General features: G+C 66.6%; 14 protein-coding genes. 7 read left to right on the forward strand and 7 right to left on the reverse strand.

Annotated features, from left to right (window positions below; genetic code table 11):
* Positions 1-1,739: 1,739 nt before the first annotated feature.
* The 5 genes from trxA to ACZYX4_RS02150 all read right to left on the reverse strand — a co-directional run bounded on the left by trxA (position 1,740) and on the right by ACZYX4_RS02150 (position 7,572).
* Positions 1,740-2,066, reverse strand: a complete 327-nt coding sequence (gene trxA / locus ACZYX4_RS02130; RefSeq protein WP_463873335.1) for a thioredoxin — start codon at positions 2,064-2,066, stop codon at positions 1,740-1,742.
* A gap of 36 nt (positions 2,067-2,102) precedes the next feature.
* Entirely contained in the window at positions 2,103-3,059 is a 957-nt protein-coding gene (gene trxB, locus ACZYX4_RS02135) for a thioredoxin-disulfide reductase (protein ID WP_463873336.1), read from the reverse strand.
* 175 nt (positions 3,060-3,234) lie between these two features.
* The gene (locus ACZYX4_RS02140; protein WP_463873338.1) at positions 3,235-4,791 is read right to left on the reverse strand and encodes an ABC transporter substrate-binding protein; all 1,557 of its coding nucleotides are present in this window, start codon (positions 4,789-4,791) and stop codon (positions 3,235-3,237) included.
* Between the two features lie 173 nt (positions 4,792-4,964).
* Positions 4,965-7,001 (reverse strand): murein biosynthesis integral membrane protein MurJ, encoded by a 2,037-nt coding sequence (murJ, locus tag ACZYX4_RS02145; protein WP_463873340.1) that lies wholly within the window; start codon positions 6,999-7,001, stop codon positions 4,965-4,967.
* A gap of 70 nt (positions 7,002-7,071) precedes the next feature.
* On the reverse strand, positions 7,072-7,572 hold the full coding sequence (locus ACZYX4_RS02150) for an NUDIX hydrolase (protein ID WP_463873342.1): 501 nt from the start codon (positions 7,570-7,572) through the stop codon (positions 7,072-7,074).
* 219 nt (positions 7,573-7,791) lie between these two features.
* Here ACZYX4_RS02150 and ACZYX4_RS02155 point away from each other — a divergent pair, with 219 nt between their 5' ends.
* The 4 genes from ACZYX4_RS02155 to ACZYX4_RS02170 all read left to right on the forward strand — a co-directional run bounded on the left by ACZYX4_RS02155 (position 7,792) and on the right by ACZYX4_RS02170 (position 13,684).
* Positions 7,792-9,258, forward strand: coding sequence for a CCA tRNA nucleotidyltransferase (locus ACZYX4_RS02155; RefSeq protein ID WP_463873344.1), 1,467 nt, complete (start codon positions 7,792-7,794; stop codon positions 9,256-9,258).
* Positions 9,259-9,297: 39 nt separating this feature from the next.
* A complete protein-coding gene (locus ACZYX4_RS02160; RefSeq protein WP_463873573.1) occupies positions 9,298-9,843 on the forward strand; it encodes a histidine phosphatase family protein in 546 nt (181 codons plus the stop codon).
* 939 nt (positions 9,844-10,782) lie between these two features.
* Positions 10,783-12,252, forward strand: coding sequence for a glycosyltransferase family 87 protein (locus ACZYX4_RS02165; protein ID WP_463873345.1), 1,470 nt, complete (start codon positions 10,783-10,785; stop codon positions 12,250-12,252).
* Positions 12,245-13,684, forward strand: a complete 1,440-nt coding sequence (locus tag ACZYX4_RS02170; protein ID WP_463873346.1) for a phytoene desaturase family protein — start codon at positions 12,245-12,247, stop codon at positions 13,682-13,684. Before ACZYX4_RS02165 ends, ACZYX4_RS02170 begins: the two co-directional genes overlap by 8 nt.
* Positions 13,685-13,711: 27 nt before the next feature.
* Here ACZYX4_RS02170 and ACZYX4_RS02175 read toward each other — a convergent pair whose 3' ends face one another.
* Together ACZYX4_RS02175 and ACZYX4_RS02180 are read right to left on the reverse strand one after the other, a co-directional pair.
* Positions 13,712-14,413 (reverse strand): ABC transporter ATP-binding protein, encoded by a 702-nt coding sequence (locus ACZYX4_RS02175; RefSeq protein WP_463873347.1) that lies wholly within the window; start codon positions 14,411-14,413, stop codon positions 13,712-13,714.
* A 46-nt stretch (positions 14,414-14,459) separates the two neighbouring features.
* The gene (locus tag ACZYX4_RS02180; RefSeq protein ID WP_463873348.1) at positions 14,460-15,554 is read right to left on the reverse strand and encodes an ABC transporter permease; all 1,095 of its coding nucleotides are present in this window, start codon (positions 15,552-15,554) and stop codon (positions 14,460-14,462) included.
* 187 nt (positions 15,555-15,741) lie between these two features.
* On the opposite strand from ACZYX4_RS02180, the gene ACZYX4_RS02185 reads away from it, so the two are divergent.
* The 3 genes from ACZYX4_RS02185 to ACZYX4_RS02195 all read left to right on the forward strand — a co-directional run bounded on the left by ACZYX4_RS02185 (position 15,742) and on the right by ACZYX4_RS02195 (position 19,980).
* A complete protein-coding gene (locus tag ACZYX4_RS02185) occupies positions 15,742-17,100 on the forward strand; it encodes a sensor histidine kinase (protein ID WP_463873350.1) in 1,359 nt (452 codons plus the stop codon).
* Positions 17,097-17,753, forward strand: coding sequence for a response regulator (locus tag ACZYX4_RS02190; RefSeq protein ID WP_463873351.1), 657 nt, complete (start codon positions 17,097-17,099; stop codon positions 17,751-17,753). Before ACZYX4_RS02185 ends, ACZYX4_RS02190 begins: the two co-directional genes overlap by 4 nt.
* Positions 17,754-18,003: 250 nt before the next feature.
* Complete coding sequence (locus ACZYX4_RS02195) at positions 18,004-19,980, forward strand: penicillin-binding transpeptidase domain-containing protein (RefSeq protein ID WP_463873353.1); 1,977 nt, start codon at positions 18,004-18,006, stop codon at positions 19,978-19,980.
* Positions 19,981-19,988 lie beyond the last annotated feature (8 nt).

Raw genomic sequence — 19,988 nt, forward strand, 5'->3', positions numbered from 1 at the left:
CCTGGGCGCCATAGTGGTTGGCTGGGGTGCCTCCGGATTGGCGGAGACCAGTGCATTATCCCCTCCCGGACTCAGCGGAGTCCGTAGTCCGCAGCTACAAAAGCGGCCACTACGGCCAGCGGGCGGACCCTTCCAAGCCCGGAGAACCACGTCTGCCAGCGATAGGCCGGTGGCATTCCGGTTCAAGGGAGTAAAGAAGCGGACCGGAAGTACTGACGTATCGATACCTCCAAGAGCACGGCCCCGAGCCTTTGTGGCGCTGTGGCGGCGTTGGAGGACTGCGAGTGCCGCACCGGGCGCAATAGGACCGCGGGGAGGCCCCCAGGGCTGCTTCCGGCAGCATGGAGGGTGCGGTCCGCCGTTGAGCTTTCCTTTCGCGCTGGCGGCGGGCCCGGGAGGTGTGGACGATGATGTTTCACGTGAAACGAAGTCCCAACACTTTCCATCCGGGCGTTTGCGCAACCGAGGCAGCTACGTCGAGGTGTGGCTCCAGGATTTGGAACCGCTACAGCTGACAACTCCCGGTCCGCCGTGCGTGGGTAGCGCTCAAGTATCCAAGCCAAGAGGAACAGTTTCCGGCAGGCGCCTTTGTCCCGCCGCACAGAGAGCCTGCGCCATAGGTGAGAGTCAATTATCGAATGGTAGGGTGCGCGAGGGTTTCTGCGCTCGGGGTCCGGTTTACTCTGAGTTCCGGCGGGGCGTTTCACGTGAAACAACCACGATTCTGATTGGTTTGGAGTCGTGCACCAAGTAGGTTTCACGTGAAACTGTGAGTCCTTTGGACCTTCCAGGATGCATCGAGGCGGCGCATTCGCGAAGCACGAACAGACGACGACCGGGGTTCTGCGGGTTCCAGCAGGGAGATGTTTCACGTGAAACGAGATACCGCACCCTGTGGCGGGTAGCAATTCGGGATGACAACCCGCCACCCCAAGACCGTTCAGTCGCGACCGCCAACTCGACCGCGCCGCGGTCGTTTCACGTGAAACATAGCAGGCGCAACCTGGCAGTTGTCCTTTATGCCGCACAGTAGCCTCGGTTTGTGTTCGCGTGGAGCTGGAGCAGGAGAAGGTCAAAGATAGTGTTGGAGGGCTGCTCCGATACCGGAGGCTTCGTTTAGGCAGGTGCATTATCGGTTAGCGCCGCCCGTATGGCGTTGGTCCGACGGCAAGCCACGATTGGCTCTTGTCACCAGGGTTGGCGCCGTCTTACTTCTGAACAGGAAGTGGGCGACGCCTCTGGTCCACTGGTTAGTATGCAAGCGGTGCGGCGCCATGTGAGCTGGCGTATGTTCCGCTCGCTGCCGGTCTCAGCCGGCCACTCCGCTTCCCGGAGCACACCGCGTTGCCGTCCGGGGGGCGATGACCTACTGCGGGAGACGCTGCCATGTCCGTTGCTTCGATGCGGATGTTTCACGTGAAACGAGAACAGCGAATTGTTGCGTCCCATCCGCCACTCATCCATGAAGCCGGAGAGCCTATCCCCGGTCAGGGTCGGGTTGACTCGCAGTGGCAGGCAGGCAGGCAGGCAGGCATGAACCAGGCAACTTGGGATCGGAAAGCAACGTAAATGCAATTACTTATGCATAATCAGTCGTTCCCCTGCGAACTGTCAAAGGCCTGAACCTCCGCGCAGGGCCCTAACCCAAATCGCGTCACAAAAAAAGTGGCCCCACTCCCTGCAACGGAAGTGAGGCCACCTTGGCGCCTGGTCTGCACTAAGCACAGACCGTGCCGGTACTAGGACAATACGTCCGCGAATTCCTTCTCGAAGAACTGCTTGGGGCGGGCGCCGATCACGGTCCCCTTCACTTCGCCGTCCTGGAACAGGTAGACGGCGGGAATGGAGGTGATGCCGTACTGGGCTGCGATCGCCGGGTTGTCGTCTACGTTCACCTTGACGACGTCCACCTTCTCGCTGTACTGCTCGGAGATCTCGTCGAGGATGGGTCCGAGCTTGCGGCACGGGCCGCACCACTCGGCCCAGAAGTCCACGATGACCGGTTTGGAAGCAGCCAGTACATCGGTGCCGAAACTGGCGTCTGTTACGTCTTTTGCGTTACTCATGGCCCTGTCTTTCTTGGGTTGGTTGCTGCGCGCCGATTAGGCCTGGAAGTCTGCGAGGTAGTGCTCGACGTCAAGGGCGGCTACACAGCCGGACCCCGATGCCGTGATGGCCTGGCGGTAGGTCGGGTCGATGACGTCGCCGGCGGCAAAAACGCCCTTGATGCTGGTCTTCGAGGTACGGCCGTCGACCGCAATGGTGCCTTCGGGGGTCAGGTCCAGCTTGCCCTTGACGAGGTCCGTGCGCGGATCGTTGCCGATTGCCACAAAGACACCCGTGACGGCGAGCTCTGTTTCGGCGCCGTCCACGAGGTTCTTCAAGCGAAGACCTGTGACCTTGTCCTGGCCGAGGACATCCTCAACGCCGGTGTTCCAGATAAAACTGATTTTGTCGTGTGCCAGGGCGCGGTCGGCCATGATCTTGGAGGCCCGCAGGGTGTCGCGGCGGTGGACCACGGTGACAGACTTCGCGAACTTGGTGAGGAATAGTGCCTCTTCCATGGCAGAGTCGCCTCCGCCGATTACGGCGATGTCCTGTCCCTTGAAGAAGAAACCGTCGCAGGTTGCACACCAGCTGACACCGTGACCGGAAAGGCGCTTTTCGTTCGGCAACCCAAGTTCACGGTAGGCGGAACCAGTCGAGAGGATGATGGACCGCGCCCGGAAGATCTCCCCCGAGCCGATGGTCACGGTCTTGATGTCGCCGTCGAGATCCAGTTCGGTAACGTCCTCGAACTGGATTTCGGTGCCGAACCGGGCGGCCTGCTTCTCGAAGTTTTCCATCAGGTCCGGACCCATGATTCCATCCGGGAAACCCGGGTAGTTCTCAACGTCCGTGGTGTTCATCAGCTCGCCGCCGGCGGTGACTGAACCGGCCAGGAGCAACGGCTTCAGGTTGGCGCGCGCCGTGTACACCGCGGCGGTGTAGCCCGCAGGGCCGGAGCCGACGATGATGACATCACGAACTTCGGACGCGGTGTTTTCTGCGTTGCTCACTAAACGGTGAACCTCTTCCTTTGTCGACTCGCCCGCCTGGATGGTCGGCCACATGGCACAACTACCACTTGGTGCCGAATATTCCGGTTGGACTGGGCATCACCGGAAGGCACCAACTCTCAGGCTACAGATTTGGTACTGAGGAGCGCCGGAAACTGCGCCGCTGACAGGTCCGCTACTGGACCTTGATCTCGGCCAGACGAAGGCCATATCCGTAGCGGGTCTTTGGGGCCGCCAGCTTGGGCAGGGCCTTGATGGAGACGATGACATACTGCGCGGTGGTGGGCTCCTGCAGGGATATCGTCAGATCCGGGGACGTGAAGCTGTTACTGCCAATCTGCTTGGCGCCGTCCATGGACGGCCGGTCGTTGGTGAGGACGCTGATGCTGCCGCCGGACGCCCCCAGCTGGCTCAGCGTCACCGAGGAGACCTCGGCAGGGTTCTTGAGCTTGACGACGAGCGGAACCTCGGCGGTCAGGCCACCCCAGTTGTCCGTGGCGAATTCCATTTCCGACCAGTAGCTCGCGGCGTTGCCGTCAAAGGTCTTGACCAGGTCGCCGTCATAGGTACCGGCAAAATCGAAATTTCCCAGCCGCGTAACGTTCTCAATGGCGGGTGGGCCTGCGGCCGGCGCGGCGCTGGCGCCTGACGGCTGCGTTTGACCGGGCTCGCTGGGGGACGTAGTGCCGCCGGCAACGGGCTCCGGAGTGGTCTTGAAGAGGCTGCCGAGGTTGGTTACAGCAAGAACCAGGCCGACCACGAGGACCGCGGCCAGCAGTCCGCCAACCAGCCACCGCAGGGAGCGGGGCTCGCGCTGAGGTTCCTCGTCCTTGCCGTAGTACTCGTCATCTGCCGTGGAGTCGCTGCTCCGGGCCGAGCCCGGGAAGAACCCGGGGGCGCGGTTTGCCGACGCACTCCCGGCCGCAGCGGCAAGCGCCGGGGCCTCACCCTGCTGGGAAGCCCTCCGGCTGTCGGGGTGTTCGTAGTCTTCTTTTGACCACAGCGAAACCTTGGGTGTTTCCGCGGGAGCCGGCGGTGTGGAGTCACGTCCAGCGGGTTTTGGGGAGCCTCCCTGGACCGTCTGGGGAGCCGTGACGTGAGAGGCGGCCTGCTGGGTCGCGGTTTCGGGGGATTTCGCGTTGGCCGACGCTGCCGCTGCGGCGCCATCAGCACGTCCTGCAGTGCCAGCGGCGGCCGCGGCAGGGGGCGACGTGGCCGGACGCAATTGCGGGCGGGCCGGGGAAACCAGCGGCACAGCCGGCTTGGACTTCTGCGCCGGCGCGGCCGGCTTCTGATTCTGCCCGTAGTTGATGTAGCCCGCGTCCATCTCTTCTTCGTCGTAGGTTTCGGGCTCGTGGGAGCGCGGCTGACCGAAGATTTCGCTGCCCAGCGTGTCGGTGAAGAACGGCTCGACGTACGGCGGGTTGGACGATACCACCAGATCCAGCAGGTCAGCGGCCGGGGTGTCGTTGGTGACGAGGTACGTCGTGTCGTCACTGACGCCCAGATCCAGGATCTGTACGTGCCCGGGACGCTCCCCTGTGGCGACTTCCCGGGCGCTCTGCGCCACCTGATCGGCATTGTCGGGGCCGGCCACAAGGATGCTCACGGCACGGTTGAGTACCTGGTCCACACCGGCCAGCACCAGATCCTGGTCATGTGAGGTCAGTACAGTGGCAGTGACCTTGTAACGGCCACCTAGTACTGATCCGACATCGATCGGGTGGGACACGCGCTCCTCCTAGACTGTCCGGGAGCTGCCGAGCTGATCACTTCATCAGTGACCGCAGGCCGTCCGGTAAAGCCGGTGGACCCCAGGCCTGCAACTCCCCTTGTTAGTCTCCGATCCTAGCCGATGCGCCGGTCCCGTCCACGGAAGCACGGCGCCGCGGACCCGGCCGGTTACTATTTTTTCTTCTTGCCGCCGAACGGGAAATTGGTGTTGTGCCCAGCGGGGCCCTGGGGGGTCCTTCCCCCGGGCCGGGGGACGTCGGCGCCCAGGCCGTCCTCTGCGGTACTGGGCGAGTCCTCGGCGGGCAGGTAGCCGCCTTCCGGGCCGGTGCGTCCCTCCCGTTCGTCCAGGTCGGGACCGGCGCGGAAGGAGACGGCATCGAATTCCCCGGAAATCCGGGGAATGAGTCCGGTGTCCACCGAGACAGTGGCACGGTCCGGCCTCGGAGGTGTTGCAGCGGCGCCGCCAGGAAGCGCCCCGGCAGAGGGCTCCGCAGGCGGGCGGCGGCGCAGGCGCCCCAGCAGCGGTTGCAGCAGGTCGCTCAGCTCGGTCACCCTGAGGAGCTTCAGCAGCAGCAGGTAGGCCGCCAGCATAACGGGCCCGGCGACGGCGATCGTCACCAGTGCGGCGGCCGGGGTGCTCCAGGCGAAGCCGTCCCGGCTGTAACTTCCCAACAGCCACAAGGCCACGGCACCGGTCAGCGCGGAACCCAGCGCGGCGTAGCCCATCCGGATGTAGGAGTTGGCGATCCGCGGCCCGTCCAGATGTCCCAGGAGCCGGCGCAGGAAGATGGCGCTCACGATCACGGCCAGGATATTGCCGCCGGTGTAGAGGGCGGCGATGGCGAAGATGATCTGATCGAACGGCAGGAATTGGATTGTGAAGGCGGCAACCACATTTACGAGGGCCAGCACCAGCTGGATGAAGAACGGTGTCCGGGCGTCCTCGTTGGCGTAGAACACGCGGGACATCATGAAATTGGCGCTCATGAACGGTGTGCTGAGGGCCAGGATGGTCAGCGTCTGGGCCAGCATGACGCCGTCCTGGGGCACCCCGCCGGAGAAGAACATGCCCAGCGGTCCGGCCAGCGCGAACAGGGCCAGGGCCCCGAACACCGTGGCCACGGCCATGGTGCGGAGTCCGTGGGAGAGCGCGTTGCGGAGCGCGGCGTGGTCCCCGTCCTGCGAGGCCCGGGTCATCCGGTTGAACAGCACCGTGGCCAGCGACAGCGCAATGATTGAGTGCGGGAGCAGGTACAGCTGGCTCGCTACTTCCAGCACGGCGTTGCCCGGCAGCGTGTCGGCGGCCGGGTCCCCTGCCTGTTCCAGCCTGAGCCGTTCCGCGCCCGGGATCGTGGCGATGCGCATGACATAAAGGAAGGCCAGCTGCCCGACGGCGGCCGTCGCCAGGGTCCAGACGCTCAGCCTGGCGGCCTGGCCCAGTCCGACTCCGCGCCATCCGAAACGCGGCCGCAGCCTGAGCCGGAGACGAAGCACCGGGATCAGCAGGATAGCGGTCTGGGCGATGACTCCGAGGGTGGAGAAACCGGCGACCAGGAACGTCTGGGTGGAGCCCCAGGTGTCCAGGGTGTGGGGGTTGTCCGCGTTGGCGCCGAACGTCCAGATGAACATGCCCAGGCCGGCGATCGCGACAATATTGTTCAGGATCGGCGCCCACATCGCGGGCCCGAACGCGCCGTGGGCATTGAGCACCTGGGTCAGCAGGGCGTACAGGCCATAGAAGAAGATCTGAGGAAGGCACAACAACGCGAAGGACACCGCGAGGGCCTTCTGCTCCGGCGAGTATCCCTGTGTCGTCAGCTCGATGACCCACGGCGCCAGCAGCGTCACTGCCAGCGTGAGGGTCAGCAGTACCAGCACAGCCAGCGTCAGCAGCCGGCTGATGTAGTCCGCTCCCTTGTCCGGGGCCTTGCTGGCCTTGATGATCTGGGGCACCAGCACGGCATTGAAGACACCGCCCGCCACCAGCAAAAAGATCAGGTTCGGCAGGTTGTTCGCATTGATGAACGTGTCGTTGACCGTGGAGCCCAGGCCGAGGGCGGCCGCCAGCATCCAGGTCTTGGCGAAGCCCAGGAAACGCGAGACCAGCGTTCCGGCGGCCATGATGGCGCTGGAACGGACTTCTCCGGATTGGACGGCTGTGGAATCGGCGGGGCCGGAGTGCGCGGGGGTGGGTTTGGCTGATGACATCGTCATCATCGTCTCACCCGGGCACGGCTTTGGATGCTATCCACGTCGGTGACAAGGGGATCGTGTGGCCCTAGCGGTGTTCGGGCAGAACTTCTTTGGCGAGGTCGGCAATGCGGCGCTCGTTCGGGAAGGAGAGCTTCCGGGCCAGCTCATGGATGGGAACCCAGGCGACGTCCACGGCTTCCTTGTCCGGATCATTCTCGATCGTCAGTTCCCCGCCCGTGGCCTGCAACAGGAAATGGTGGACCGTCTTGTGGACACGGTGCCCGCTGACCGTGAACCAGTAGTCGATGCTTCCCAGCGGCGCGAGGATCTTGCCCTCGATGCCGGTTTCCTCCGCGATCTCCCGCGCGGCGGCTTCCTCGTTGCTTTCCGTGCCTTCCGGATGACCCTTGGGCAGGCACCACTCCAGACGTCCGCCGCGATTGAGGCGGGCGATGACCGCAACCCGGAGTTCGGCGTCGGAGGTGTCCACTACAACGCCGCCGGCGGAGATTTCCTCCACAGTGGGGAGGGAGGCCTGTCCGGAGTGCTGTACCGGCGCGACATTGGCACCGATTGCCGATGGCAACGGTGCGTTTGTCCTCCTGCCGGGAGCGCTCGGTACGGGATGGGCCATGAAGTCCACTCTAACGACTCTTGTCCGCACTTGATGACCTGAACATGGCAGGAAAGTGGACGGCAGGGAAAGTGGATCACCCATTCCTTCCCTTAGCTTCGCTGCCAGCAGCCGGACTTGGGGAGCATTGGGTGTGGTGCTGGCCGGGATTTCTGACAAGCTTAAGAAACTATGGCGCACGCACATCACAATACTGACCCGCACACTGTTGATTTTCAGGTAGACCCTGTGGTTCTGGAGCTTGGGCAGCGGTTTGTCGACGCCGGCCACGAACTCTCCCTGGTGGGCGGACCCGTGCGCGATCTGTTCCTGGGCCGGGTGTCCCCCGATCTGGACTTCACCACCGACGCCACCCCGGACCAGACGGTTGCCCTGATCAGGAAGTGGGCTGACAATTACTGGGAAATCGGGCGTGCCTTTGGCACCATCGGGATGCGCAAGGCCGGCTTCCAGATCGAAATCACCACGTACCGCGCCGAGGCGTACGATCCCAACTCCCGCAAACCTGTGGTGGCGTTCGGAACGTCGCTGACGGATGACCTGCTGCGCCGCGACTTCACGATCAACGCCATGGCTCTGCGTCTGCCCGCGCTGGAGCTGGTGGATCCCTTCGGCGGCGTCCGCGACCTCCACGCGTCCATCCTCGCCACCCCGGGGGCCCCGGAATCCTCCTTCTCCGACGATCCGCTGCGCATGATGCGCGCCGCCCGCTTCGCCGCCCAGCTGGGGATCACGGTGCACGAGGACGTCCGTTCCGCGATGTCCCGGATGGCGGAACGGATCACCATGATCTCCGCGGAACGGGTCCGCGAGGAGCTGGTCAAGCTCATCTGCGCGGCACACCCCCGGGCCGGGGTGGACCTGCTCGTGGACACGGGCCTGGCCGACTTCGTGCTGCCTGAGGTCTCCGCGCTGCGGCTCGAATCGGATGAACACCACCGGCACAAGGACGTCTACCAGCACTCGCTGCAGGTCCTGGAGCAGGCCGCCGCGCTTGAAACGGGTGCCGACGGCGCCGTGCCCGGGCCGGACTTTGTGCTGCGGTTCGCAGCTTTGATGCACGACGTCGGGAAGCCGGCCACGCGCCGCTTCGAGCCGGGCGGCGCTGTGAGCTTCAGGCACCACGACATGGTCGGGTCCAAACTGACGACAAAACGGATGAAGGCGCTGCGCTTCGACAACGACACGATCAAGGCCGTGGCCAAGCTGGTGGAACTGCACATGCGCTTCTACGGCTACGGCGATGCCGGCTGGAGCGATTCGGCCGTCCGCCGCTATGTCACCGACGCCGGTCCGCTGCTGGAACGGCTGCACCGGCTGACCCGCTCGGACGTGACCACCCGCAACCAGCGCAAGGCCGAGCGGCTCGCCTTCGCCTACGACGATCTCGAGGCCCGGATCGCGGCCCTGCGGGAGCTGGAATCGCTGGAGGCCGTCCGCCCCGACCTCGACGGCGGGCGGATCATGGAACTCCTGGGACTCAAACCCGGCCCCGTCGTCGGCCGCGCCTACAAATTCCTGCTGGAGGAACGGATGGAGCACGGCCCGCTGGAACCCGCCGTCGCCGAGGCCAAACTGCACGAATGGTGGGCTGCGCAGCCCGAGTCCGCCGATGCACTCTCAACCGAGGAGTCCTAAGTGAATGCACCTTCCAACGGCCCCCGCCCGCAGCTGTGGATGCTGCGGCACGGCGAAACAGAGTGGTCAAAGAGCGGCCAGTACACCGGCCTCACCGACCTCCCGCTCACCGTGGAGGGTGAGCAGCAGTCCGTGGAGGCACGCAAGATACTCGACGCCGTCGACTTCGACCTGGTGCTGACGTCCCCGTTGCGGCGGGCACGCCGGACCGCGGAACTCGCCGGCTTCCCCGACGCCCAGCTGGAGCCGCTCGCGGTCGAATGGCACTACGGCGACTACGAGGGCATCAGTTCGGACCTCATCCGCAAGGACAACCCGGAATACCTGATCTGGACCCACGGGGTGCCGAACGGCGAAGCCCTCGATGACGTCGCTGCGCGGGCGGACAAAATTGTGGCGAGGGTGCTGGAATCCGGCCTGGACAACGTGCTGATCGTGGCCCATGGACACTTCTCCCGGATCCTCACCGCCCGGTGGCTGGGGCTCGATCCCCACGAGGGCCGGCACTTCATCCTGGGAACCGCGAAAGTCTGCACGCTTGGCTGGGATAAGAAGACCCCGGCAGTGGTCCGCTGGGGCCTATAAATACGGTTTATAAATAACGTTAGAAAAGTTTATGAATGCGGTAGTCAAGTGCCGCATTCCTGGTGTATTTTTATTTCTGACCCCAGAGCGTCCTGCCGGGGTCGAGGCGCGCGTCGCCCGGCAGTCAGCCGGAGCCGCGGCATAACAGAAAAGGAGGTTGGGAAAAATGATTACTTTGACTAGCGGATGGATGTATTTCGCCACCGCCACCCCGGCCTCTGACGCTGAACCGCGCCCAAATTTCGGCCCGACTGCCTCCTGACCCCCGGCTGCGACCAGGTCTTTGACCTGGGACCCGCAACCAAGGTGATACCGGCCCTCCCCTTCCCGGGAGTTCCGTGACAGCGGACTGACCCAGCGGAACCATGCGGTTGCGCAGCATCCCCAAAGTCCGGAACCCAGTTTCCTGCTGGGGTTGCGGCATTCCGTGTCCAGGCCCTCTCGCTTTTGCGAAACCGTTTAATTAGCGTCGGGTATTTCCGTGCCCAATTACGGTCTTTTCATCCCCAATTCACAGAGGCCTTAATTGGCATGCCCAATTCCCCCCATTCCGGCCGTACCCGCGAAAGGTCCATCGTGACAATTGCCAGCACCACAGCCCGGCCACGCAGCATGAGCCGGCGGCGGGAGGTGACCACCATGAAGCAAAAAATCCGGAGAATCCTGCGCCGGGCCCTCAAACCGGCCCCCAGGCACACAACATCGTTCAACGGACAACTCCTCGACCAGAAGCGTGAAGACGTCTACGTCGTTATGCATCAGACTGGCCCCATCCGCTGAGGCAGGTCCAGGCATCGAAGGAGGAACTCATGCCTGACATCGGAACTGATCCGCAGGGAGCCCACGCGGCGACGCGTGGGCTCCCTCGTTTAAGGACCCGTTCAGCCACCCGCCCGGCGCGGCACGGTCACCCACAGCTGCCCCGGTAAGCTCGGGGACATGCAGGAGACAAAGCCGCCGGAGCACCGCAGACGTGTCCGACTGGTCATTCCGACCCGCAGCGACCCCCTGCTGAGGAACTTCACGGAACTGATCGGTGGACCCCTTGGCCGCCGCTCTGCCCCCGGTATCGTCTCCCCAGGATTTTTCACCGTGCAACGCGTCCTGGTCCTGCTTACCGTGCTGGCAGCCGTGATCGGCATCCTGCTCAAGTCCTATTGCCGCAGCAACGGCTGGGAAACCCCGGGCCAGTTCTATGCAACCTGCTATTCGGACTTCCCGGAACTGTTCAAGAACCGCGGCCTCGCCGACGGCGCCTTCCCCTTCATTACGCAGGATACGTTCTTCGAGTACCCCGTCCTCATGGGCTTAATCGCCGGCGTCACGGCCCTGCTGGTACCCGGCGAGGGCGTCTCGGCCAGCCGCATCCTGGCCTACTTCGACATCAACGCCGCCCTGATCCTGGCCGTCTGGATCGTCACGGTCCTCGCCACGGCACGGATGGCCCGCCGCCGGCCGTGGGACGCGGCCATGGTGGCGGTTGCCCCTGGTCTGATCCTGGCCGGCACCATCAACTGGGACATGTGGGCTGTTGGGCTCCTGGCCCTCGGCATGTATTTCTTCTCCCGGAACAACCTCATACTGGCCGGGATCTTCATTGGGCTGGGCACCGCAACCAAGCTCTACCCGTTGCTGATCCTTGGCGCGGTCCTGCTCCTGGCCCTGCGGACCGGGAGGATCCGGGCGATCCTGGTCACCACCGCCGCCGCCGCCGCCGCGTGGCTGGCCGTCAACGTCCCGGTCGCCGTCGTCAACCCGGAAGGCTGGAAGTACTTTTACCAGTTCACCGAGGACCGGCCCGCCGGCTACAGTTCGTCCTGGTTTGCCTACAACCTCGTCGCCGGCCGGCTGGGCTGGCTCCCCCTGCAGCCCGAGGCGATCAACACCCTCGCCTTGAACCTCTTTGTGCTGGCCTGTGTGCTGATCGGGGTGCTGGCCCTGGCCGCGCCCCGGCGGCCCCGGCTCGCGCAGCTCGCCTTCCTGATCGTTGCCGCGTTTATCCTGACCAACAAGGTCTACTCACCCCAGTTCGTCATCTGGCTCATCCCGCTGCTCGCCCTGGCCCGACCGCGCTGGCGCGACTTCCTGATCTGGCAGACCCTTGAGGCGCTGCATTGGGCGGCCGTCTGGGTGTACCTCGGACAGTCGACGAGCGGGGGCGTCTCCCAGCACAATATTGATATGCCCTACTATGTCCTCGCAGTGTTCTTCCATATGATCGCCACCGGCTACCTGATGGTGCGGGTGGCCTGGGAAATCTGGGACCCCAGCCATGACGTGGTCCGCCGCTACGGGATGGATGATCCGCAGGGCGGGCCGTTCGAAGGCCTACAGGACCGGCTGCGGATGGACCTGCTGCGCCCGGCGGCGTCCGTGCTGCCCTGGCGGAAGGTGCCCACGGATGCCTGATGTCGCCGTCGTCGGATCAGGACCGAACGGGCTCGCCGCCGCGGTGACCCTCGCCCGCGCCGGACTGAAGGTGCACGTTTACGAGGCGGCGCCTACCCCGGGCGGCGGGCTGCGCACTACGGAACTCATGGAACCCGGCCACTTTCACGATGTCTGCTCTGCGGTGCACCCGATGGCCCTGGCTTCGCCGTTTTTCCGGCAGTTCGAGCTGTCCCGGCGGATCCGGCTCGAGGTTCCCGAGGTCTCCTACGGCACACCGCTCGACGGCGGCCGGGCGGCGCTGGCGTACCACTCACTCGAGCGCACGGTTGCCGGCCTGGGCCGCGACGGCCGCGCTTTCGGGCGGCTGATGGCCCCGCTCGTGCAGCGCGCCCAGGGCATTACGGACCTGACGCTGAACCAGCTCCTGCGGATCCCTCACGACCCGTTGGCGGCCGTCCTGTTCGGTGCCCGGGTCCTGGAACAGGGCTCAGCGCTGTGGGGGCTGAGGTTCCGGGAGGAGCTGGCGCCGGCGCTGCTGACCGGGGTCGCCGCGCACGCGGTGTCCCGGCTGCCCGCGCTGGCGGCCGCCGGAGCCGGACTTATGCTCGGCACGCTGGCCCACACCGGCGGCTGGCCCGTCCCGGTCGGCGGCTCCGCGGCTATTGCCGGGGCGATGATCGCCGACATCGAGGCACATGGCGGAGCGGTGGAAACCGGCGCACGGATCGGATCCCTGGCGGAGCTGCCCCCGGTGCAGGCCACGTTGCTCGATGTGGCGCCGCCGGGATTCCTTCGGCTGGCAGACGGCAAACTTCCGGAGCGGTACAGCCGCGCCCTTGAATCCTTCCGGTTCGGCGACGGGGCCTGCAAGGTTGACTTCATCCTCTCCGGACCGGTTCCGTGGGCGGCGCCCGGGCTGGCCGACGCCGGCACCATCCATGTGGGCGGCACCCGCGCGGAGATGGCGGAGGCGGAGAACCTCGTCGCCGCCGGCCGGCATCCCGAGCGCCCTTACGTCCTTGTCGCCCAGCCCTCGCCTTTCGACGCCGGACGAGCGCCTGCGGGACGACACATCCTGTGGAGCTATTGCCACGTCCCGGCGGGTTCCACCGTGGATATGGCAGAGGCCGTCATCGCCCAGCTGGAGCGTTTCGCACCCGGGTTCCGGGACCTTATTGTCGGCCACCAGGTCACGACGGCTGCCGGTCTGGGCCTGTACAACGAGAACTACGTCGGCGGGGACTTCAGTGCCGGTCTGATGGACCTGCGCGGGATCCTTCAGCGGCCCGTGCTTAGTCCCGTCCCCTGGCGCACGCCCTTGCCCGGCGTGTACCTCTGTTCCTCCTCGACGCCTCCGGGTCCGGGGGTAACGGGGATGCCGGGATTCCACGCCGCGAAATATGCCCTGAAGGACATATTCGGGCTCCCGGTGCCGTCACTCCGGCTTTAGGCGCCAGCAACGACTCAGGCCGGGGCTTCAGGCGAGGGCGGGACTGGCCGGCTGCTGCGCGGAGAGCCTGCCGTCGCGCATGCCGGCGACCGTATCCGTCAGCGGTACGAAGCCGGTGTCGTGCGTAACCATCACCGTCGCCACCCCGAACTCGTCCGTGACCCGGCGCAGCAGGCGCACAATCGCCTCGCTGCGGTCATGGTCCAGGGCGGCAGTTGGTTCATCCACCAGCAGCACGGCGGGATCCCCCATCAGCGCCCGGGCAATATTGACCCGCTGCCGCTGGCCTCCGGAGAGCTGGTGGGGCCGTTTCCCGGCTGCCGGGGCCAGTCCAACGAGGTCCAGGAGTGCGGCGGCGCGGAGCGCGGCCTCCCTTGCCGGTTTGCCGCGCAGGTGATCTCTGATCACCAATTGCTCCAGAGCTGTCAGGGACGGCAGCAGATTCGGCTGCTGGAAGATAATGCCGATCCGGTCCCGGCGCAGGGACGTGCGGTCCGCCTCGGACAGTCCACCGACGTCGATCCCGCCGATCACGACCAAACCCGTGGTGGGCCTGACGAGGGTGGCGGCGACGGCCAGCAGGGAGGACTTTCCCGACCCGGAGGGTCCCACGAGGGACAGGAATTCCCCCGCTGCGAGCTTCAGGGTGACGTCGTCGAGCGCTTTGAGGGTCCCGTCGCCGTCGGGGTACTCCAGGGTGACGTTGACGAGGTTCAGGGCAGTGTTCACGGTGTATGCCTTTCAAGGAATATTTGGATCCGGGTGCAGCGCGGGGCTAATTGCCGCCAAGGGCCAGAAGCGGATCGACCCGGGTGATGCTCCGGACCGCGAGGGCAGCGCCGGCCAGTCCGAGGACCACGATGCCCGCGACCGGCAGCAGGATGGTCTGCGGGGTCAGCAGGAACGGGGCAGCCCCGGCCGCGAGGACCCCGCCGGCCACGCCGGCGGCCGCCCCGGCCGCGGCCCCGGCGAGGAGAATGATCGCCGCCTGGACCATGGCGTCCTTGAGGACGTAGCCGGACGATCCCCCGAGGGCCTTGAGAACCGCGATATCGCGGGTGCGCTGCACCGTCCACACCGTCAGGAATGCCACGATGACCAGGGCCGAGATCCCGTACAGGAACGCCTGCATGAGCAGCAGGGAGCCGTTTTCGCTCTTGTAGGATCCCAGGGCCTGGAAGGACCCGTCGCGGGTGGTGCTGACGGTCCCGGCCGCTGTGTCGGCGGCATCGGCGTCGAGCGTCTGTGTGTTGTTGGAGGTGACCGCGATGACCGTCGCGGCGGCCTCAGTGCCGGTGATGTGGGCCAGCTTCCGCCAGTCGCCGAGGGTGGTCCAGACAACCCCGGTGTGGGAATACCACTGGTCCGGGACGACGGCGGCGACGGTCAGTTCGGTTCCGCCCACCGTGGCGGGGCTGCCGGCCCGCAGTTCGAGTTCCTCGGCGAGGCTGCTGCCGATCACGACCGTTCCCTCGGCGACAGGGGAAGGCGCCAGGTTGGTGCCCTCGGTGCCGAAGACAGCCACGCTGGCCGTTCCGGAAGGGGTGCCTGCGGGGCCAATCGCCTGGAACCGGCTCTGGCTGATGCCCAGCAGCTCGGCGTGCGCCACGCCGTCCCGGGAGGCCCACTCTGACCGTTGCCCGCGGGTGACCTCGGACTCGGTAAAGGACGACTTGGCGCTGTCTCCGGCGGGGGCCCCGAAGACGATCTGGTCCGCGGGCAGTGCGGCGAGGGCCGACGTTGACTGGTTGCCCAGACCGGCGGTGAGTCCGGAAAGCAGCACGAGCAGCAGGGTGATGAGCGCGACGACTCCGCCCATCAGAAGAAAGCGTCCTTTGGCGAAGCGGAGGTCGCGGAGAGCGAGATACATGGCAGTCCTTTTCGAGGGGTTTGTGGCCTTGTTCCAAGCCTCCCGCTGCGGCGCGTCGCCCGCATCGCCCGCCCGGTGGGGACCGCGGGCCGGAGTGGTTGACCCGCGCGTCAACCGAAAGGTTGATAGTGGCCAGGCGGCAGGCAATTCGAACGGAATCGGCCCGGCCCGGCACTACGCTGAAAGCATGGATGACAAGGACCGCAGCGGCCCGGCAGGGACCGCCACCGCCGGCACTCCGGATGCCGCGGTGATACTGCGCGTCCTGCGCGTGTGCCTGCACAGCGGCTTCGCGGTCCTGCTCCTGGTCGCCCTGGTCCGGATGCTCGGCACGGGGCTGCAGGGCGCAGGCTGGCTCACCCTGGGCCTCGCGCTGATTCTCGCGGCCGTCTACCTGCTGGGCACCGTCCTGGAGAAGCGCCACTCCACGAATCCGTCGCGGTTCGATCCCCGGCCCTATTCGCATGTGTGGCTGGGGGCCGTCTGCCTGCTCTGGCTGCTGTTGATCTGGGCCAGCGCCGACTTCGTCTGGCTGGCGTTCCCGATTTTCTTCCTGCAGTTGCACGTGCTGCCGCTGCGCCTGGCGCTGCCGGCGATCGCGCTGAGCACCGTGCTGGTCATCGTGGCACTGTGGTTCCACAACACCGGAGCGGACGGCGGCGCCCTGCAGCTGCCGATGGTGCTGGGACCGGCGTTCGGGGCGGCCTTTGCCGTGGTCACCGGGCTGGCGTACCGGGCGCTGTATCTGGAAGCCGAAAAACAGCGGCTCGCCGCGGACGAACTGCGCCGCACCCGCGCCGAACTTGCCCGCAGCCAGCACGACGCCGGCACACTGGCCGAGCGCACCAGGCTGGCCCGCGAAATCCACGACACCCTGGCCCAGGGCTTCTCCAGCATCGTGCTGATGGGCCGCTCAGCGGAAAAGTCCCTCGATGACGGGGACACCGACACAGCCCGGGACCGGCTCCGGACAGTCCAGGAGACGGCCTCGGCCAATCTGGCCGAGGCCCGCAACTTTGTCCGCGGCCTGCAGCCCCCCGCACTTGCGGAGACCTCGACGGCTACCTCAGCGGAGAATCCGGCGGTGAGCCCGCCGGAGGATCCGCTGGTCAGCAGCCTGCGCCGGCTCTGCGAAAAGACCGAAACCGAGGCGGCCGCCCGCGGCACCCGGCTGCACTGCCGCTTCGACCTTGAGGGAACCCCGGTGGACCTGCCCAACCCGTACCGCACCACCTTGCTGCGGGCCGCGCAGGCAAGCCTCGCGAACGTGTGGGTTCACGCCCAGGCGGGCACCGCCGTCGTGACCCTGTCCTTCCTGGGCAGCGAAGTGGCGATGGACATCTACGACGACGGCGCAGGCTTCGACCCCTCGGCGGTCAGGGGCTCCGACGGGCGCCCCGATGGCTCGGGCTACGGGCTGAAATCGCTCCAGGAACGGGTCGCAGCGCTTTCCGGCAGCCTGGACATCGAATCCGCCCCCGGGGAAGGCACGGTGGTGGCCATCCGGCTCCCGCTCGGGGACTCCCCGGCAGGGAACCCGGCGTGAAAGACATCCGCGTCCTGCTGGTCGACGACCACCCGGTGGTCCGGGCCGGGCTGCGGGCCATGCTGAGCGATTTCGAGGGCCTCACCGTCGTCGCCGAGGCCGCCGACGGCGGCGCAGCCCTCGCCGAGCTCTCCCGGCTCCATACCCTCGGCGAGCCAGCCGACGTCGTCCTCATGGATCTGCAGATGGGCGCCGGCATGGACGGCGTCGCAGCGACCGGCAGGATCAAGGCGGGCGAGGCCGGCCAGCCGGCCCCGCCCGTGCTCATCCTCACCACCTATGACTCCGACGCCGATATCCTCGCCGCGGTGGAAGCCGGAGCGAGCGGCTACATGCTCAAGGACGCCCCGCCGGAGCAGATCCGACAGGCGGTGCTCTCCGCCGCGGCCGGCCAGACCGCGCTGGCCCCTGAGGTGGCCGCCCGGCTGATGGGGCGGATCCGGAATCCCGAACCCGCTTTGTCCACGCGCGAAATCCAGCTGCTGGAGCTGCTGGCCACGGGCCTGGGCAACCGGGCCATCGCCAAGCAGCTGTTCATTTCCGAGGCAACGGTCAAGACCCACCTGGTGCATATCTACGGCAAGCTCGGGGTGGACAACCGCACGGCCGCGATCTCCGTTGCCGCGCAGCGCAGGATCATTCGGCGCTTCTGAGCCCGGACGCCGCCGTCGCGCTCCTTCCCGGTTACCCTCCTTCGGGGATGCGCTCCTTCCCAGTTACCCGGCGCCGGCGGCGCGGCAGGCTGCCGCGGACTGCCGGAATTCCGCGGAAGGGCGGGTCTGCGGGCGGACTGCGGTCCGAAGTAACCGGGCGGGAACGTCGGGGCCGAAGCGGGAATTCCCAAATCGTCGGGAAGCGTCATGTGACAGGGGCTTTGTCGGAGGCACGGGGCATAATGGCGCGGTGGGGAAAATATCAAAACTTTCAGCTGTCCTTGTTGGTCTCGTTCTGGGCGCCTCGCTGGTGTCCTGCGACGACGGCAGTGCCGGCGCGCAGGGCGCGGCGAAGCAGCTGGCGTCCGCTGTCTCGGCGCTCGACGTCGGCTCCGTCGCCTTTGTGGGCAAGGACTCCGGCGCGGCCAATGAGCAGCTCAACGAAGTGTTCAAGGCGCTGGACCCGGTCAGGCCCGCGGTGGAAAGCGGCGAGCTGACGCTCGACAGGGACACCGCCACGGTCCCGCTGACGTACAGCTGGAAGATCGGATCCGGTGAGTGGAAGTACACAACGTCCGCCGGGCTGAAGAAATCCGGCGACAAGTGGCTGGCGGTCTGGAACCCGGCCACCCTGGTCCCCGGGCTGGCCGAGGGTGAGATTCTCGGAATCTTGTCCCAGTCCCCGGCGCGGGCGGAGATCCTGGGCGCCGGTGACGCCAAGCTCGTCACCGGCCGGCCGGTCGTGAAGGTCGGAATCGACAAACCCCTCCTGGCTGCCGCCGATCCGGCGGCGTCCGCCACCAAACTCGCCCGGCTGGTGGGAGTGGACCCTGCGGCCTACGTCCAGCAGCTCCAGGCGGCCGGTCCGGAGGCCTTCGTTCCCGCCATTACCCTGCGCGAGGATGGCCGGACCATCACCGACGATCAGATCGGCGGGATTCCCGGCGCCCGTGCCATCGCTGACTCTGTTCCGCTCGCCCCCACCCGCGGGTTTGCCCGTGCTCTGCTCGGCACCGTGGGTGAGGCCAGTGCCGAGCAGGTCGAACAGTCGGGCGGAACTCTCCAGGCCGGGGACACCACGGGCACGGGCGGGCTGCAGCAGCAGTACGACGCCCAGCTGCGCGGCACCAGCGGCACCCAGGTCTTCGCCGAAAAGGCAGGCCTCACCGCGGACCAACGGCAAGGCCTGCCCGACGGCGGCCGCCGCGCCCTCTACCAGGCCGAGATGAAGGTGGGAACACCGCTGAAAACAACCCTGGATCCCAACCTCCAGCAGCTGGCCGAGGACATCCTGGGGAAGGTGGGCCCGGCGTCGGCCATTGTGGCGCTCCGGCCCTCCAGCGGCGCCGTCCTGGCCGCCGCTTCCGGACCTGGCAGTAACGGCTACGACACCGCGTTGCTGGGGCAGTACGCCCCCGGTTCCATCTTCAAGATCGTGGACTCTCTGGCCATGATCCGCAACGGCATGACCCCGGAGTCCACGGTGGAGTGCCCCGCAACGCTGACCGTCGACGGCCGGACCTTCAAGAACGCCGAAGGCTACCCGGCCTCCTCGCTGGGATCCGTGACGTTGCGCGATGCCTTCGCGCACTCCTGCAACACCGCGTTCATCAACGCCCGCGACAAGGTCAGCCAGGCCCAGCTGGAAGCTGCTGCCACCTCGCTCGGCGTCGCCGTGGAAGCCCCCGCGCTGGGCGCCGGCGCGTTCCTGGGCTCGGTTCCGGGAGAGGCCATGGGGACCGAACATGCCGCCTCGATGATCGGCCAGGGCAAAGTGCTCATGTCCCCGCTGGCCGCCGCCATCATGGCGGGGTCGGTCGCCAAGGGTGCGCCCGTGTCCCCGCAGCTTGTACTGAACCCCGGAGCCGACGAGAGCGCCGCAGCCATCCCCTCAGCCGGCGCCTCGGCGTCAGCTTCCGCACCCGCACCGGCCCCGGCGCCAGCCTCTGGCACCCCGGTCACCGCAGCCGAGGCCTCCGCCCTGGCGGACATGATGCGTGCCGTGGTCACCTCCGGACACACCGGCTTCCTCGCCTCCGTCCCGGGCGCCCCGGTGGCGGCGAAGACGGGAACCGCCGAGTTCGGCAGCGAGAACCCGCCCAAAACCCACGCCTGGATCGTGGCCGTGCACGGGGACCTCGCGGTCGCCGTGTTCGTCGAGGAAGGCGGGCTCGGCGCCACCGTCTCCGGTCCGCTGCTGAAGGAGTTCCTCACCGCCGCGGGCTGAGTGCTGCC

Source organism: Pseudarthrobacter leeuwenhoeki (genome assembly GCF_055412885.1).